Genomic DNA, 16,859 nt, shown 5'->3' with positions numbered 1-16,859 from the left:
TTGAGGACCTTGGCGGCCTCAGCCTTGCCCACCGACGGGACGATCTCCCGTTCGCCGTGCACCGTCATGCACCCGGTCGCCGTCAGCAGCAGCGCCGCCGCCGTCACTGCCGTCCGCGTCGTGCGCGGTCTGCCCGCCCGCCGTCGTCTCATCGGGCTTCGACTCCTTGGTGGCTGCTCGGTTCGGCGCCACCCTACCGGGGGCGAAGAACACCAGGAGGGTGGGGACCAGATACAGCGCCCACACCGCCACCTGCAGCCAGGTCGGGTCCGGCTGGAAGTTGAAGACGCCCTTGAGCAGGGTGCCGTACCAGCTGTCGACCGGGATCTGCTCGCTGATGTCGAAGGCCTTGTCGCCCAGGCCCGGCAGGACGCCGGCCTCCTGCAGGTCGTGGAAGCCGTAGGCGAGCACGCCCGCCGCGACCACGATCAGCATGGCGCCGGTCCACGTGAAGAACTTCGCCAGGTTGATCTTCAGCGCGCCGCGGTAGAACAGCCAGCCCAGCACCACGGCGGTCAGCAGCCCGAGCAGCGCGCCGACCAGCGGCCGGACGCCGTCGTCGGTGGCCTGCACGGCCGTCCAGATGAACAGCGCGGTCTCCAGGCCCTCGCGGCCCACGGCCAGGAAGGCGGTGACGACGAGCGCGGTCGTGCCCATCGCCAGCGCGGCGTCCAGCTTGCCGTGCAGTTCCTTCTTCAGGTGCCGCGCGGTGCGCCGCATCCAGAAGACCATCCACGTCACGAGCCCGACGGCGATGATCGACAGCGAGCCGCCGAGCATCTCCTGGGCCTCGAAGGTCATGGTCTGCGAGCCGTACTGGAGCAGCGCGCCGAAGCCCATGCTCAGCAGCACGGCCGCGGCGATGCCGGCCCACACCGGGCGCAGGGCGTCCCGGCGCTTGGTCTTGACCAGGTAGGCGACGAGGATGCACACGACCAGGCTGGCCTCCAGGCCCTCGCGCAGGCCGATCAGGTAGTTGCCGAACATGCGGCACCTCCGTTCGGGAAGGACAGTCGGGTCACGCGAACAGGGCCTTGCCCCACCAGTCGCCCTTGTCGCGGACGCCCGGCGGCACGGCGAAGATCGCCGAACCCACGTGCTGGATGTACTCGTTGAGGGCGTCGTTGCGCGCCAGGTTCGTCTGCAGCGGCACGAAGCCGTCGCGGACGTCCTTCTGGTAGGCGATGAAGAACAGCCCGGCGTCCAGCCGGCCCAGCCCGTCGGTGCCGTCCGTGAAGGAGTAGCCGCGGCGCAGGATCGTCACCCCGTTGTTGCTGTCGGGGTGGGCGAGGCGCACGTGCGCGTCGGGCTTCATGGCCTTCAGCAGCGGCTCGTCGTGCTCGCGCTGCTTGCCGACGGGAGCGCCCTCGGACTTGTCGCGGCCGAAGACGTCCTCCTGCTCGGCGAGCGAGGTGCGGTCCCAGGTCTCGATGTGCATCCGGATGCGGCGCGCGACCAGGTACGAGCCGCCGACCATCCAGTCCGGGCCCTCCTTCTCGCCGACCCACACGTGCTTGCCGAGGCGCTCGGTGTCGGTGCCCGCGATGTTCCGGGTGCCGTCCTTGAAGCCCATCATGTTGCGCGGCGTCTGGGCGTCCGGCGTCGTCGAGGACGTCTTGCCGAAGCCGAGCTGCGACCAGCGGATCGCGACCTTGCCCATGCCGATGCGGGCCAGGTTGCGGATCGCGTGCACCGCGACCTGCGGGTCGTCGGCGCAGGCCTGGACGCACAGGTCGCCGCCGCTGCGGGCCGCGTCGAGGTTGTCGCCGGGGAACGCCGGCAGGTCGATCAGGGCCTTGGGACGGCGGTCCTTGATGCCGAAGCGGTCCTTGCCGTCCTTCTCGAACAGGCCCGGGCCGACGCCGAAGGTGAGGGTCAGCCGGGACGGCTTGAGGCCGAGGGCCTCGCCGGTGTCGTCCGGCGGCAGCTCGTCGTTGTCCTGGACGGCGCCCTCGCCGACCTCGTGGCCCGCGGTCATCCGCGCGGCGGCGGCCGTCCACTCCTGGAGCATCTTCACCAGGGCGGCGCGGTCGGTCGTCGTCACGTCGAAGGCGGCGAAGTGCAGCCGGTCCTGGACCGGGGTGGCGATGCCGGCCTGGTGCTCGCCGAGGAAGGGCACCGCGTCGCCGGCCGAGGCGGCCGGGGCGGCGTCCTCGCCGAGGCGCAGCGCGGTGGCGGTGCCGCCCGCGACGGCGGCGCCGAGCGCGAGGCCGGCGCCGCCCCAGCCGAGGACGGAACGGCGGGAGGGCTTGGCGGGCGCGGTCGCGGTCGCGGGGGAGTCCGTGGTGCCGGCGGTGGCGGTGTTGCTGCCGGTCTCGTCGGTCTTGTCAGTCATCGGAGGTTCCCCGTTACTTCGCGACGGCGGCGGCGAGCTTGGACAGCGGCTCGGAGAGGGCGTTGACGACGTCGGAGAGCTTCTTGCGGTCGTCCTTGCCCACGCCGTCGTACGACTTGAAGCCGTCGCCCTCGCGGTAGTCGTCCAGCGCCTTCTTCACCGCGGCGAACTGCTTGTCCAGCTCGCTGACCAGCGCCGCGTCGTTCTTCGAGGCGACCGGCTTCAACAGCCCGTACGCCTTCTCGGCGCCCTCGACGTTGGCCTCGAAGTCGACGAGGTCGGTGTGGCTGTAGCGCTCCTCCTCACCGGTGATCTTGTTCCGGTACACCTCGTCGAGCAGCTCCTTGGCGCCGTTGGCCATGCTGGTCGGGGTGATCTCGGCGGTGCCGACGCGCTTCTGCCAGTCCTTGAGGTCCGTCATCAGCTGGTCGGCCAGCTTCTTGTCGTCCTCGTCGATCTTCTTCTCGTCCCAGAGCGACTTCTCCAGCTTGTGCCAGCCGGTCCACTTCTGGTCCTTCTCCAGGCCGTCCTCGCGGACGTCGACCTTCGGGTCGATGTCACCGAAGGACTCCGCGACGGGCTCGGTGCGCTCCCAGCCGGTGCGGGAGAGTGCGTACTGCTTCTTCGCCTCGTCGAGGTCGCCGGCCTTGACCGCGTCCGCGAACTTCTGCGCCACGGGGATCGTCTCGTCGGCCTGCTGCTGCACGTACTTGCGGTACTCGGCGACCGCCTTGTCCAGCTCCGGGTTCGCCTTCTCCGCCTTGTCGCTGCCGGTCACCGTGATCTTCTGGCGGATGCCGTCGCCCTTCATGCCGGGCTTGCAGGCGATTTCGTAGTCGCCCGACTTCTTGATCGTCGCGGTGATCTCGGCCTTGGTCTTCGGGCCTATGTTCTCCCGCTCCGTCACGATCCGGTCGCCCGCGGCGTACACGTAGACCTCGGTGACCTTCGAGCCCGCGTTCTCGATGTTGATCTTTACATGCCCGGCGGGGAACGAGGTCTTCGAGACCTCGCACTTGTCGTCGGAGGCGGTGACCTTGATCGCGTCCGAGTCCTTGCTGTCCGACTTCTCGGCGCAGCCGGCCACGGCGGTCAGGGCCGCGGCCGCGGCGACGGCGGCTATGGCGGAGGAGCGGAAGGCGCGCATAGGGGCTCCAGGCGTGCTCGGAGAGGACGGAAAGGGCGTACATGACGTACACGCCATATACGGCATGGCCGAAAAGAAGCTGGCCGAATAAGGCCGCCCTAACTTATCTGAGGCTTGCCTACCCTGTTCCCGGAACGGTGCGTGATTCTGCTCTCACGAGGCAAAATCTCGTCCCGCTCGCCACGGGATCACCAAAGGTTCACCGGTACGCGGATGATCAATTACCTCCACCGGCTGCAAATAGACACGAGTGAGCAACTCCGCTTCGAGCACGCGGGCCGGCGGGCCCTCCGCCGCGATCCGCCCTCCGTGCAGCACCGCGATCCGGTCCGCGTAGGCGCCCGCGAGCCCGAGATCGTGCAGCACGACCACGACGGCCGCCCCCGCGGCCGCCCGCTCGCGGCAGATCCGCAGCACCAGCTCCTGATGGCGCAGGTCCAGCGCGGCGGTCGGCTCGTCCAGCAGCAGGAGCGGGGTGCGCTGCGCGAGGACGCGCGCCAGCGCGACCCTCGCCCGTTCGCCGCCCGAGAGCGCGGCGAACGGGCGGGAGGCGAATCCGGTCACCTCCGCGGCGGCCATCGCCTCCCGCACGGCCGCGTCGTCCTCGCCCTCGGCGGGCGTCCCGGCCCAGGGCGCGCGGCCCATCCGCACGACCTCCTCCACCGGGAACGGGAACGACAGCTCGGCCGACTGCGGCAGCACGGCCCGGCGCAGGGCGAGTTCGGCGGCCGACCAGGCGGCGGCCGGCTCGCCGTCGATCCGCACCTCGCCGGCCGCGGCGGGCAGGTCGTGCGCGAGCGCGGCCAGGAGCGTGGACTTGCCGGCGCCGTTGGGGCCCACGAGGGCGAGGACCTCGCCCGCGGCGACGCCCAGGTCCACGCCGTCGAGGACGGCACGGCCGCCGAGCCGCACGGAGAGGGAGCGGGCTTCGGCGAGGACGGTGGCGAGGGGGGAGGGGGAGGGGAGACGGTGGTGACGGCTGCGGAAGAGGGACCGGATCACGCCCAGCCTCCCTGCTTCCGCCGTGTCCGCCTGAGCAACCAGCTGTGCTTTCCCGGGGGACAACCCCCGGACCCCCGGCCGAAGCCCGTGCGGCTTCACGCCCAGCCTCCCTGCTTCCGCCGCGTCCGCCTGAGCAGCCAGAAGAAGAACGGGCTGCCGAAGAGGGCCGTCAGGACGCCCAGCGGCAGTTCCGCCGGCTGGGCGGCCGTGCGGGCCGCGAGGTCCGCCGCGACGAGGACCAGCGCCCCGCCCAGCGCACTGCCCGGCACCAGGAACCGGTGACCGGGGCCCGCGGCCATTCGCAGGAGGTGCGGCACCAGCAGCCCCACGAACGTGATGACCCCCGCCACGGCCACCGCCGCCGCCGTCAGCAGCGCCACCACCAGGACCATCACCAGCCGCAACCGCTCCACGTCCACGCCCAGATGGCGCGCGGGCCGCTCGCCGAGCGCGAGGAGGTCCAGCTTCCGTCCGTACAGCGGCGCGACGGCCAGTCCCACGAGGGCGCACGGCAGGACGGCGAGCACCTTCGGCCAGGTCGCCTGCGCGAGCGAACCGAGCTGCCAGAAGGTGATCTGGGTGACCTGGGCGTTGTCGGCGAGGAAGACGCCGAGCCCGACGAGCGCGCCGCCGAAAGCGTTCACCGCGATGCCGGTGAGGATGAGCGTCACCACTTCCGTACGGCCGCCCGCGCGCGAGAGCGTGTAGACGAGCAGGACGGTCACGAGCCCGGCGGCGAACGCGCAGGCGGTGACGGTCCAGTTGCCGAGGAAGTCCATCCCCAGCGCGATCGCGGCGACGGCCCCGACCGCCGAGCCCATCGAGATGCCGATGACGCCGGGTTCGGCGAGCGGATTGCCGAACACGCCCTGCATCAGCGCGCCCGCGCAGCCGAGCGACGCCCCCACGAGCAGGGCCAGGGCGACGCGGGGCAGCCGTACGTTCCACAGCACGCTCTCGGGGACCCGGTCCAGCTCGGCCCCGCCGAGCCCCGCCCGGTGCAGCAGCGAGCCCAGGACGTCGCCGAGCGGGATCTCGTACGCGCCGAGCCCGGCGGAGAGCAGGCACGCCAGCAGCAGGGCGGCGGCCAGGCCGGCGGTGAGGAGGGTGGTGGTGCGGCGGCGGCGCCGGGCGGGCGGCGGCGGTCCGGCTACGGGTGCGGAGGAGGCGGTGGTGCCGGCGCGCAGGAGGCTCACGTCACTTCCCGCGGTGGATCTGCTCGACGAGGGAGGCGAGGACCGCGTCCGTGCGGGGGCCGAAGTTCAGCAGGACGCCGTCGTCCACGGAGGCGACGCGGCGGTCCAGACCGGCCGGCGTCTGCCCGACGCCGGGGATCTTCACCAGGCCGTCCACACCGCCGACGGAGGCGAGGCCCTTGCTCATGACGAGGATGACGTCGGGCGCGGCCTTGGCGAGGGCCTCACTTGTGAGGGGCGTGAAGTCCTTCCTCAGCCCGGACTCCTTGCCCGCGTCCACCCCGCCCGCGGCCTCGATGAGCGAGTCCGCGCCGGACCCGGCACCGCCGAGGAGGTAGACGGAGGCCGTGCCGCGCAGGTAGAGGAAGGCGACGCGGGGCCTCTTGGCGCCGTCGTGCGGGACGGCTGCCGCGGCCTTCTCCAGCCGCTGCTGCGTACGGCGGTTGAGCTCGTCCCCGGCCGCGCCGACGCCGAGGGCGGCGGCCACCTTGCCGATGCGGGGTGCGACGTCGGCGAGTTTGCGGGCCGGGTCGAGGACGACGAGGGGGATCCCGGCGGCGCGGATCTGCTCGACGGCCTCCGCGGGCCCGGTCGTGGTCTCGGCCAGTACGAGCGTGGGCTTGAGCGAGAGCACGCTCTCGGCCGAGACGTCGTGGGCGCGGGTCACCACGGGGAGCTTCGCCGCCTGTTCGAAGGTGGCGGTGATGTCGCGGGCGACGACCCGGTCGCCGAGGCCGAGGCTGAAGACGATCTCGGACAGCGCGCCCGTGAGCGGAACGATCCGGTCCGTGCTGCTGACGGTGACGTCGTGGCCGTCCGCCGACCGTACGGTGGTGGGCAGTTGGGCCTTGGGCGCGCCGGGCAGTGGCTCGATGCGGTCGGCCGCCGGAGCCTTGGCGCCTGCCGTGGACGCCCCTGAGCTGCCCGAACCGTCCGAGGAGCCGCAGCCGGTGAGGGCCAGGGCGAGCAAAGTGAGCCAAGTGAGCAGTGCGGCGCATATGCCGTTACGGCGTGGGGTAGATATCGCGGCGCCCGCCGACTGCCGTTGAAGCACGGTTCTGTCTGCCTTTCGCTCCGGCCGGGGGTTTCCGACCTGATGGGACGTAGCTTAGGTTAGCCTTACCTAAGTCGCTAGAGTGTGACGTCCAGCGATGTCTGCTGTCCCGCCCGAAAGGGGCCTCTCGATGCTGCCGCCGCCGCTCAGACCTGCCCGTGCCTTCGCCGTCGCCCTGCTGGCGGCGGTGCTGGCGGGGCTGGTGCCGGGGGCGGTCGCCCGTGCCGACGGGGACTCCGGCCCGGCGCGGACGGTCTCCGGCGGCCGCCTGGACTGGGGCGTGAAGTCCTCTTTCCAGAGCTACGTCACCGGCCCCATCGCCCAAGGCCGCTGGGACCTGCAGGGCGGTGCCGCCACGGTCGGCGAGAGCCGGTTCCGCTTTCACTCCGCCAAGGGCAGCTACGACGCCGGCAGCGGAGCCTTCGAGGCCGGCTTCTCCGGCGGCGTGCACTTCACGGGCCACAAGAAGCCCGACGGCTCGTACGAACTCGACCTCGCCCTCAGCCGCCCCGCCGTCCGCATCGCGGGCGCGAGCGGCACGCTCTACGCCGACGTGGTCAGCAAGGCCAAGGGCACGGGCGAGGTCACCCGCGCCTCGCAGGTGCCGCTGGCCGCGCTCGACCTGAAGGGCGTGAACATGCGCGGCGCGGGGGCGTCCGTCTCCCTCGCCAACGTCCCCGCGACGCTCACGGCCGACGGTGCGAAGGCCTTCGCGGGCTACTACACGGCCGGTACGGCGCTGGATCCGGTTGCGCTGTCGGCGGACGTCCTGGCCGGGGCGAGCGGCGCCCCGGCCTCCGGCGCACCGGCTTCCGGAGCGCCGTCCTCCGGCGCGTCGGAACCGGAGAAGAAGGACGCCCCCAAGGGCGAGTTCACCGGCGCCGCCGTCGACTGGGGCGTGCGCCGCACCTTCCGCGAATACGTCACCGGATCCATCGCCCAGGGCTCCTGGAAGCTGACCGACGGCGCCCAGGACGGCGGCGCGCTCTTCCGCTTCCCGGCGGGCAAGGGGACGTACGACGAGGCGGCCCGCACCCTTGACGCCGCGTTCACCGGCACGGTCCGCTTCACCGGCAACCACCTCGACCTGACCCTGAGCGGGGTCAAGGTGACGGCGAAGGACGGCAGGGGAACGCTGGCGGCGGACGTCGCGAGCGGCGGCGGCGAGCCGCGGCGGAACGTTCCGCTCGTCACCTTCGACACCTCCGGCCTCAAGGAGAAGGACGGCCTCGCCGCGGTCACCGAAGCCCCGGCCGAGCTCACGGCGGAAGGGGCGGAGGCGTTCGCCGGCATGTACCGCAAGGGAGAGGCCATGGACCCCGTCTCCCTCGCCGTCCCCCTGAGCGCGGAAGCGAAGCTTCCGCCACTGCCGGACCTCGGTAAGGCTTCGGCGCCTGCCGAGGGTGACCCGACGGCGGGTCAAAAGGCGGATTCCGGCCGTAAGGTGGCCACAAAAAGTGCAACCGACACCTCATCCGACTCGTCCTTCCCGGTGCTTCCGGTAGTCGCGGGTGCCGTGGGCGTCGCCGTGGTGGCCGCGGCCGCCCTCGTCGCCCTACGACGCCGCCGACACCGGACCACCGGCTGAGCCGGCCACGGCTCCGCGCCGACCGCGGCGCGCCGTTTCTTCGCTTGCTCTTGCTCTAGCTAAGGAGACCACCGACGATGACCGTCACCTCCCGCCGGGCGCTTGCCGCGCTCGCCACGGCGACTGTGCTGGGCGCCACGGCGCTGGCCGTGCCCGCGTTCGCGGCGGATGTGCCCGGAAAGGCCGGCGAGGCGCCGAAGACGGCGCTCAAGGAGGGCACGCTGGAGTGGGGTGTGAAAGCATCCTTCCGGAAGTACCTCACGAAGCCGCTCGTCCATGGTGAGACCAAGGTCGCCGACGGCGCGAAGCAGGCGGAGAAGAACGGCGTCTTCACGTTCACCGGGGGTGAGGGCAAGCAGGACCCCTCCTCGCAGTCCATAGCCACCACCTTCAAGGGCAGCGTGCACTTCCTCGGTCACCCCAGGCGTGGCAGCGCGGGCTTCGACCTCGACATCACACTCGCCGACCTGAAGGTCGTCACCGACGCGAAGAGCGGTGGCAAGAAGGGCAACATCACCGCGGACGTCACGACGGGCGACGGGAAGAAGCAGGACGACGTGCCGATCGCCGCGCTCGACCTGTCGGGTGTCAAGCCCGTGGACGGCGCGGACGGTGTGAAGACCTACGCGAAGATACCGGCGAAGCTCACGGCGAAGGGCGCGGAGGTCTTCACCTACGAGGGAACTCCGTACTACGACGAGGGTGAGGATCTCGACCCGGCCACACTCTCGGTGAAGGAATCCGCCGAAGAGCCCTCGAAGAAGGACGAGGGCACGCAGACGGACGGGGGCACGCAGACGGGCGAAGGTTCCAAGTCCGGCGAGGGTACGAAGACCGGCGAGGGTACGAAGTCCGGCGAGGACTCGAAGGCGGAGAACAACGCCGGGGCGGCCATCTTCGACGGCAACCTCGACTGGGGTGTGAAGAAGAAGTTCCGTGACTACCTCGCCAAGCCGGCCACCGCGGGCAAGACCGAGGTCGCGGATGGCACCCAGAAGTCCGGTGATAACTTCCGCTTCGTCCAGGGCAAGGGCTCGTACAACGCCACGGCGGGCACGCTCGACGCCACGTTCGCCGGTTCGGTGCGCTTCACGGGCCACAAGGGGCAGATGGACCTGAAGTTCAGCAACTTCAAGGTGACGGCGCGGGTGTCCGGCAAGAGCGGCACGCTCAGCGCGGACGTCAGCGCCAAGGACCTGGAGACCGGAAAGACGAACGTCACCACGGCCATGCCACTTGCCAAGCTGCAGCTCACTGCGGACGCGCTCAAGGCCAAGGACGGCATTGTCTCCCTCTGGGGCGTCCCGGCCACGCTCACTGCAGAGGGGGCGAAGGTCTTCATGAACTACGAGACGGGTGAAGCCCTCGACCCGGTGACGGTCAGGGTCGCCGTCGATAAGAACGCGAAGCTTCCGACGGACCAGGCTCCTACGGGGTCGGACTCAGGTACCGGTACCAGCAGCGGCACCGGCACCACCGGCAGCTCCGGAAGCGGCACCACTGCCACCAACACCAGCACTGCCAACACCACCGGCGGCGCCGCGACCACCGGCGGCGCCGCAACCACCGGTGGTGGAACCGGAACCGGTGACACCACCTCACTCGCCAGCACCGGTGCCAACACCCCCACCGGCCCCCTCCTCGGCGCCGCAGGCGCCCTCGTGCTCGCCGGCAGCGGTGCCGTGTTCGCCACGCGCCGCCGCGGCCGCACCACGGCGCAGGGCTGAGCCCCGCGCCTCACGGACCGGCGTCCCCTGCCTTCACTGGCCCCGGCGGGGGGCGCCGCCGCGTGTGATGGGCAACCGTGACCGAACTTCCGTTATGCGGCGCGGCGTTGCGGTGTAGCGTCATGGCTCTCGGCAGTCACGTGAGGCGTGAAAGGGGCAGTGAGGGCGCAGTGAAGGCAACGCTGACGGTCAGCAGCCCGGGCAACGGGACGGGCACAGGCGCCGGCCCCGGCCCCGGCGCGGTGAACGACCTCCGCCGGTGGCTGCAGCGCCATCCGGAGCTGCGGGCCCACCTCAGGCAGGAGCCCGCCCCCGAGCCCGCGCCCGGCACGATGGGCGCGGCGTCCGAGCTCCTCACGCTCCTCCTCGCGCCCGGCGGGGCGACCGCCGCCCTGTCGGCCGCGATCGTCGCCTGGCTGCAGAGCCGCCGCGGCAATCAGACGGTCACCATCACCTTGCCCGACGGCGCGCAGGTCACTGTCTCCACCGAGAACGTGCGCGATCTGAACGCCCGGGACAGCGGCGAGCTGGCCCGGCGCCTGGCCGAGGCCCTCCAGCGAGGCGAGCTGCCGCCGGCGGACGGGTCCTGACGTCCGTGGACGAGGGGGCCGGAGGGGGCCTGACAGGCCCCGACTGCCACGCCCTTGTGGTCGGTACGGGCCGGCACCCCGACGGCGCGGGGCTCGCCGGCCTGCCGAGCGCCGTCCGCTCCGCCACCGCCCTCGCCGAAGCGCTCCGCACGGCCGGCGGCATGGCGGACGACCGGGGCGACCGCGTCACCCTGATCCCCGACCCGCTCGCGCCGTCGGCCGTCCTGTCCGCCGTGCGGGAGGTCACCGACCGGGCGGAGGGCGGCGTCGTCCTGTTCTGCTTCGTCGGTCATGGTCTGCTCGGCCCGGCCGAGCAGCTCTACCTCGCCACCGCGGCCACCGACTCCGTGCAGGACACCGCCGACGCCATCCCGTACGCCGAGATCAGGAACCTGCTGGGCGACTCCTCCGCCCGCCCCGTGGTGATCCTGGACTGCTGCTTCTCGGGGCTCGCGGAGGCCGTCCAGCGGGGGCCGCGCCGCGACCCGTACGTCTCGGCCCGCCCGGACGGCAGCTTCCTCCTCGCCTCCGCGACGCACTACGCCGCGGCCTTCGCCCCGGAGGGCGAGGAGTACACGCTGTTCACGGGCGAACTCCTGCGCCTGCTGCGGGAGGGGGACGCGGGCGGCCCGAAGTGGTTCACGCTCGCCGACCTCTACCGCCACCTCGACCGCCGCCTCCAGAGCGCGCCCGCCCGGCCGCACTCCGGCAGCGAGGGCCGGATCGGTGACCTGGTCGTCGCCCCCAACTCCCGCTACGCGCCCGCGGCCCCGCCCGGGGCGGAGCCGCCGTCCGAGGGCGAGTGCCCGTACCCCGGCATGCGCCCCTTCCTGCCCGAGCAGCACGACGTCTTCTTCGGCCGCGAGAAGCTCACCCTGGACCTGGTGGACCGGGTGACGGCCACCGGACCGTGCGGCCCCGTCGTCCTCGTGGGCCCTTCCGGCGTCGGCAAGTCCTCGCTGCTGCGGGCCGGCCTCGGCGCGGAGCTGGACGGTGAGGTGCACGGCTCCGTGCTGCTCGTGCCCGCGCCCGGCGCCCGGCCCTTCCGCACGCTCACGGCAGCCTGGGCGGACGCCACGGGTCGGCCCTTCGGCGAGGTCGAACGGGAGCTGGGCGCGGGGCGGTTCGGCGATCCGGTGGACGGCAGGAGACCGCCCCGCGTCCTGATCGTCGACCAGCTCGAAGAGATCTTCACGCACTGCGAGGACACGGAGGAGCGCGAGCTGTTCGTCCGGGCCCTGACGGGCGCGAAGAGCCCGGCCCGCCCCCGCATCGTCCTCGGCCTGCGCGCCGACTACTTCGGCCACTGCCTGCGCGACCCCAGGCTCGCCCGCCTCGTGCGCAACGGCCAGTTCACCGTGCCCCCGATGGCCGGCGACGAACTGCGCGCGGCCGTCGAGAAGCCCGCCGCGCACGCCGGGCTGGCCTTCGAGGACGGCCTGGCCGACCACCTGCTGCGGGAGCTCAAGGACGAGGACGCCGGCCCGCGCGGGGCCATCGCCCTGCCGTTCCTCGCCCACGCGCTGCAGGAGACCTGGGCCCGCCGCGACGGCAACCGGCTGACCTTCGCCGGCTACCAGGCCACCGGCGGCGTCCGCGCCTCCGTGGGCAACGCCGCCGAACGCATCCACGACTCCCTCGACGACGACGGCCGGCGGGCGTTACGGGAACTCCTGCTGCGCATGGTGCGGCTGGTGGACGGCGACGGCAGGGCCGTACGGCGCCGCGTCGGCGCCGAAGAACTCGGGGACCACGCGGCGCTGCTGCAGCGCCTCACCGATGCCCGCCTGGTCATCGTCGGCGATGACGGCGAAGCCCAGCTGTGCCACGACTCGATGCTCCACGCGTGGCCCCGGCTCCGCGACTGGATCAACGAGGACCTCGACGGGCTGCTGGTGCGGCGCAGGCTGGGCGACGCCGCCGACGCCTGGGCGGAGGCCGGCCGCCCGCCCAGCGGCTTGTACGCGGGCAAGCACCTGGCCGCGGCCCGCTCCCTGACCGCCGCCGACGGGCACGGGCCCTCGCCCATGCGCCCGGTGGAACAGGACTTCCTGGCGGCGAGCGGGGGCGCCGAGCGGCGCCGGAAGCGCCTCCGGCGTGCGGGGCTCGCGATCGTCGTCGTCCTCGCGGTCCTCGCGTCCACCCTCGCCGTCCTGGCGCGGGGCGCGCAGCAGCGGGCGGAGGACCGGGAGTCGGTGCTGCTCTCCAAGCAACTGGCGGCCAAGGCGGGTGAGCTGCGCGAGCGCGACCCCTTGACGGCCTACCGGCTCAGCCTCGCGGCCTACCGTCTGGCCAGCACCCCGGAGAGCCGTTCCAGTCTCTACGCGGCGCAGGTGTCCCGGGTGCCCGTGGACCTCAAGGGGTCGGGCGACCCCGTGCTCCACGTGGCCTACAGCGGGGACGGCAAGGTGCTGGTGACGAGCCAGCGCGGCGGCCGCGTGCAGCTGTGGGACGTGAGCCGCCCGACGGCCCCGCGCAAGGCCGCGGCCCTGGACCTCGGCTCCGCGGCGGCCGTCGCCTTCCACCCCCGTACGCGGCTGCTGGTCGCGCAGACGGCCGGGGGGTTCGCGGTCTGGGACACCTCCGACCCGCAGAGCCCGCGCCGCCTCGCCGCGCGCGGAGCACCCGGCGGGGCGGCGTCCTCGCTCGTCTTCAGCCCGGACGGCAGGACGCTGGCCGCGGGCCTGGAGAAGGGCCGCCTCCTGCTCTGGGACCTCGCCGACCCCGCCCGCCCGGAGCTGCGCACCGACCGGACGGTCGCCGAACAGGACGTGGTGTCCGTCGCGTTCCACCACGACGGACGGCTGCTGGCCGTGAGCAGCGGCACCCTGGGCGGGCAGGACGGGGTCGGCGGGACGGGCGCGATCGGCCTGTGGGACGTACGGGATCCCGCCCGGCCGGTCCTGAAGGACACGGCGACGACCGGCACGGCGACGCGGGTCGCGTTCCATCCGCGGCGCGACGTGCTTGCCGGCGCGAGCCGGAAGAGCGATCTCGCCGGATGGACGGTCGAGGGAGGGGAGCGGCTGAAGTCCCTCGCCCCGGCCAAGTCCTTCGCGTTCTGGAAGTTCGACGACGTGCCCGCCCTCGGCTTCAGCGCGGACGGCGCCGCCCTGGTGTGGGCGGGCAAGCGGAGCAGCGACACCGAGCCGAGCAGCAACTTGCTCATGCGACGCGTCGGGGACAAGGACGCCGCGCTCTTCGACGGCCTCGCGGAGGACCCCGCCCTGCCCGTGAGCGCGCCCGCCCAGGACGTCGCCTGGGATCCCGGAGGGGCGTACCTCGCCGCGGGAGGGGAGGACGGCACGGTACGGCTGTGGCCGCAGCGGCCGCCCGCACCGGCGGCCGTCGGCGCCCTTCCCGACCCCGACACCGGGACCAGCCCGATCAGCCACGACGGCTCCCTCATGGTCACCGTGGAGCGGAGGAAGGGCTCGCCGGAGGCGACGCACCGGGTGTGGGACGTCAGCCGGTGGGGGGCGCCGCGGCTGAGGTACACCGTCCCCCGGCCCTGGGAGGTCATGAACTTCCTGCCCGGCACGCTGGTCCTCGTGGCCCACAAGTGGACGGCGAGCACCAACGAACACGTCTTCCGCCTGCTGGACATGAGCGGTCCCGGCGACCCGGTCCCGGGCGGCGACATCGTCCTCACCGCACCGGACGTGAACGTCGGCTTCAGCCCCGACGGGCGGCTGCTGGCCCTCGGGCGGGCGTTCGACCACCGCATCGAGCTGTGGGACGTGAGCAAGCCGCGCACGCCGGTGCGGCGGTCCGCGTTCGAGGGCAGCACGAGGGACTGGACGTCAAGTATCCGGTTCCTGACCGACCGGCTCGTCGAGACCCAGGAGGAGCAGGGGAAGGTGCAGCTCTGGGACGTCTCCGACCCCGGCCGCCCCCGGAGGGCAGGGGTGGTGACGGGTTTCAAGGTGTGGGGGAAGCTCGGGTTCGGCGCCTTCCGCTCCCGGAGCCTCATGCTGGCGGAGGAGCCGGGCCGGAAGGTGGCGTTGTGGGACCTGTCCGACCCCGACCGGCCGCGGCGCGGTGGCGAGCTGCCGCTCGGCGCGAGCGGCTACCAGGAGGTCGGCGACGAAGTGCTCGCGGCCGTCGACCGGAACAACAGCCTTGAGTTCTGGGACGTGAAGGACCTCCGCCATCCGCGGAAGATCCGCACCATGCCTCTGGACCAGGTCCAGAAGCGCGCCGACATCATCAAGGGCCCGGACCGCAGCCGGATCCTGACGGGCAAGGACCCGTACCGGATCTGGGACATCGGGCCCGGCGGGGAGTGGCGCACGCCCTACTTCGCCACGCTGCCGCCGGCGAGCCGCGTCCTCCTCTTCCCGGAGCGGCTGCCCCTCATCGCGGTCACGTCCGAGACCGACCCCGTCGCGGGCGCGCTGACGTTCCTGCTGCACCCCGACACCGATCGGCTCTACGCGGACCTGTGCCGGACCGCCCCGTCGAGCGTCCCCCGGGAGGACTGGAAGAACCTGTTCTCGGACGTGGCCTACCAGAAGTCCTGCTAGCCGCCCGGGCGTTCACGCGCTCAGCGGGAACTCCCGCCCCAGATCCTGGAACACCGCCGTGTTCAGCGCGAAAGCGCGCTTGCACTCGTCCACCACGCGCTGCTTCTCCAGGTCGTCCACAGGCAGGGCGTCCAGCAGCTCGCGGTACTCGCGCTTGAAGGCGGCGGGGTTGCCTATGGCCTCGAAGACGTAGAAGCGGACGCCGTCGCCCTTGCGGGCGAAGCCCCACGTCTTCTCCGCCGTGCCGCGGATGATCTGGCCGCCGGAGAGATCGCCGAGATAGCGCGTGTAGTGGTGGGCGACGTAGCCCGCGGGCCACTCGCGCGCGCACTCCTCGATCCGGGCCGCGTACTGCGCCGTGGCGGGCAGCGGCGTGAGGCCGCTGCGCCAGTCCGGGCCGCCGAGGTGGGTCAGATCGCGCTCCAGCTCCGCGGTGCGGGCCAGCTCGGGGCGGAGGAACGGGCCCGCCACGGGGTCGTCCGCGAGGGACTCGGCGGTGGATTCCAGGGCGCGGTAGACGAACCAGAGCTGCTCGGTGTAGCGGCGGTAGGCGTCGACGCCGAGCCGGCCGCCGAGCATGTCGCTCATGAACGTGGAGTTCTCCGCCTCCGTGTGCTGTTCGTGCGAGGCGGTGCGGATGAGCGTGGAGAACGGCGTGCTGGCGGCGGTGCTGGCGGGCGCGTCCAAGGCGGACCTCCGGGTGACCGAGGGGACGGGCATGGCGACGGAAAGCCATCCTGCTACTTAGGTTTACCTAAGTCAATGGTTTCCCGACGTCCCGTCGGTAAAAACGTTAGCGCCCGGACGCCCGCCCCGCAGCGCCTACGGAAGGGTGAGGATCTCCGCGCCCGTGTCCGTCACCACCAGCGTGTGTTCGAACTGCGCCGTCCGCTTCCGGTCCTTGGTGACGACCGTCCAGCCGTCCTCCCACATGTCGTACTCGTACGTCCCGAGCGTCAGCATCGGCTCGATCGTGAACGTCATGCCGGGCTGGATCAGGGTGTCGTGGTGCGGGCTGTCGTAGTGCGGGACGATCAGGCCGGAGTGGAAGGACGAATTGATGCCGTGGCCCGTGAAGTCGCGGACGACGCCGTAGCCGAAGCGCTTGGCGTACGACTCGATGACCCGGCCGATGATGTTGATACGGCGGCCCGGCTTGACCGCCTTGATCGCGCGGTTGAGGGCCTCGCGCGTCCGCTCGACGAGCAGACGCGACTCCTCGTCCACGTCACCGCACAGGTAGGTGGCGTTGTTGTCGCCGTGCACGCCGCCGATGAACGCCGTCACGTCCAGGTTCACGATGTCGCCGTCGCGCAGGACGGTCGAGTCCGGGATGCCGTGGCAGATGACCTCGTTGATCGACGCGCACAGCGACTTCGGGTAACCGCGGTAGCCCAGCGTGGACGGGTACGCGCCGTGGTCGCACATGTACTCGTGCGCGACGCGGTCCAGCTCGTCCGTCGTCACGCCCGGGGCGATCAGCTTGGCCGCCTCCTCCATCGCCTGCGCGGCGATGCGGCCCGCGACGCGCATCCGCTCGATCGTCTCCGCGTCCTGGATCTCCGGGCCGGAGTACGGGGTGGGCGCCGCCTTCCCGACGTACTCGGGCCGCGCGATGGAGGCGGGAACGGGGCGGGTGGGGGACAGGGTCCCCGGCGTGAGAAGCGACTGGCCAGACATGTCAGCGAGTGTAG

At 72.2% G+C, this 16,859-nt stretch carries 12 protein-coding genes; 4 read left to right on the top strand and 8 right to left on the bottom strand.

Annotated features, from left to right (window positions below; all coding sequences use genetic code 11):
* Nucleotides 1–18 precede the first annotated feature (18 nt).
* From efeU to B7P34_RS16245, 6 genes are all read right to left on the bottom strand, one after another.
* Nucleotides 19–987 (bottom strand): iron uptake transporter permease EfeU, encoded by a 969-nt coding sequence (gene efeU / locus B7P34_RS16270; RefSeq protein WP_106677156.1) that lies wholly within the window; start codon nt 985–987, stop codon nt 19–21.
* 31 nt (nt 988–1,018) lie between these two features.
* Nucleotides 1,019–2,335 (bottom strand): iron uptake transporter deferrochelatase/peroxidase subunit, encoded by a 1,317-nt coding sequence (gene efeB, locus B7P34_RS16265; protein WP_106677155.1) that lies wholly within the window; start codon nt 2,333–2,335, stop codon nt 1,019–1,021.
* A 13-nt stretch (nt 2,336–2,348) separates the two neighbouring features.
* On the bottom strand, nt 2,349–3,482 hold the full coding sequence (gene efeO, locus B7P34_RS16260) for an iron uptake system protein EfeO (protein ID WP_106677153.1): 1,134 nt from the start codon (nt 3,480–3,482) through the stop codon (nt 2,349–2,351).
* Between the two features lie 153 nt (nt 3,483–3,635).
* Nucleotides 3,636–4,484 carry a heme ABC transporter ATP-binding protein gene (locus B7P34_RS16255; RefSeq protein ID WP_223267910.1) on the bottom strand — a complete coding sequence of 283 codons (849 nt, stop codon included), beginning with the start codon at nt 4,482–4,484 and terminating at the stop codon, nt 3,636–3,638.
* 95 nt (nt 4,485–4,579) lie between these two features.
* Nucleotides 4,580–5,680 (bottom strand): FecCD family ABC transporter permease, encoded by a 1,101-nt coding sequence (locus B7P34_RS16250; protein WP_435693963.1) that lies wholly within the window; start codon nt 5,678–5,680, stop codon nt 4,580–4,582.
* A gap of 1 nt (nt 5,681) precedes the next feature.
* Complete coding sequence (locus B7P34_RS16245) at nt 5,682–6,734, bottom strand: heme/hemin ABC transporter substrate-binding protein (RefSeq protein WP_223267909.1); 1,053 nt, start codon at nt 6,732–6,734, stop codon at nt 5,682–5,684.
* A 97-nt stretch (nt 6,735–6,831) separates the two neighbouring features.
* Between B7P34_RS16245 and B7P34_RS16240 the strand changes: the two genes are divergently transcribed.
* The 4 genes from B7P34_RS16240 (at nt 6,832) to B7P34_RS16225 (ending at nt 15,165) form a co-directional block, all read left to right on the top strand.
* The gene (locus B7P34_RS16240) at nt 6,832–8,322 is read left to right on the top strand and encodes an HtaA domain-containing protein (RefSeq protein WP_223267908.1); all 1,491 of its coding nucleotides are present in this window, start codon (nt 6,832–6,834) and stop codon (nt 8,320–8,322) included.
* Nucleotides 8,323–8,399: 77 nt separating this feature from the next.
* Nucleotides 8,400–10,049, top strand: coding sequence for an HtaA domain-containing protein (locus B7P34_RS16235; protein ID WP_106677148.1), 1,650 nt, complete (start codon nt 8,400–8,402; stop codon nt 10,047–10,049).
* A gap of 170 nt (nt 10,050–10,219) precedes the next feature.
* Nucleotides 10,220–10,639: an effector-associated constant component EACC1 gene (locus tag B7P34_RS37500; protein ID WP_106677146.1), complete on the top strand. Its 420-nt coding sequence runs from the start codon at nt 10,220–10,222 to the stop codon at nt 10,637–10,639.
* A 5-nt stretch (nt 10,640–10,644) separates the two neighbouring features.
* The gene (locus B7P34_RS16225) at nt 10,645–15,165 is read left to right on the top strand and encodes a caspase, EACC1-associated type (protein ID WP_189382824.1); all 4,521 of its coding nucleotides are present in this window, start codon (nt 10,645–10,647) and stop codon (nt 15,163–15,165) included.
* A gap of 12 nt (nt 15,166–15,177) precedes the next feature.
* Here B7P34_RS16225 and B7P34_RS16220 read toward each other — a convergent pair whose 3' ends face one another.
* Together B7P34_RS16220 and map are read right to left on the bottom strand one after the other, a co-directional pair.
* Complete coding sequence (locus tag B7P34_RS16220; RefSeq protein ID WP_106677193.1) at nt 15,178–15,852, bottom strand: heme oxygenase (biliverdin-producing); 675 nt, start codon at nt 15,850–15,852, stop codon at nt 15,178–15,180.
* Between the two features lie 135 nt (nt 15,853–15,987).
* Complete coding sequence (gene map, locus B7P34_RS16215) at nt 15,988–16,845, bottom strand: type I methionyl aminopeptidase (protein WP_106677144.1); 858 nt, start codon at nt 16,843–16,845, stop codon at nt 15,988–15,990.
* Nucleotides 16,846–16,859: the final 14 nt, after the last annotated feature.

Source organism: Streptosporangium nondiastaticum (assembly GCF_003011965.1).
GTDB lineage: Bacteria > Actinomycetota > Actinomycetes > Streptomycetales > Streptomycetaceae > Streptomyces > Streptomyces nondiastaticus.
This window is presented reverse-complemented; position numbering and strand designations above follow the sequence as displayed.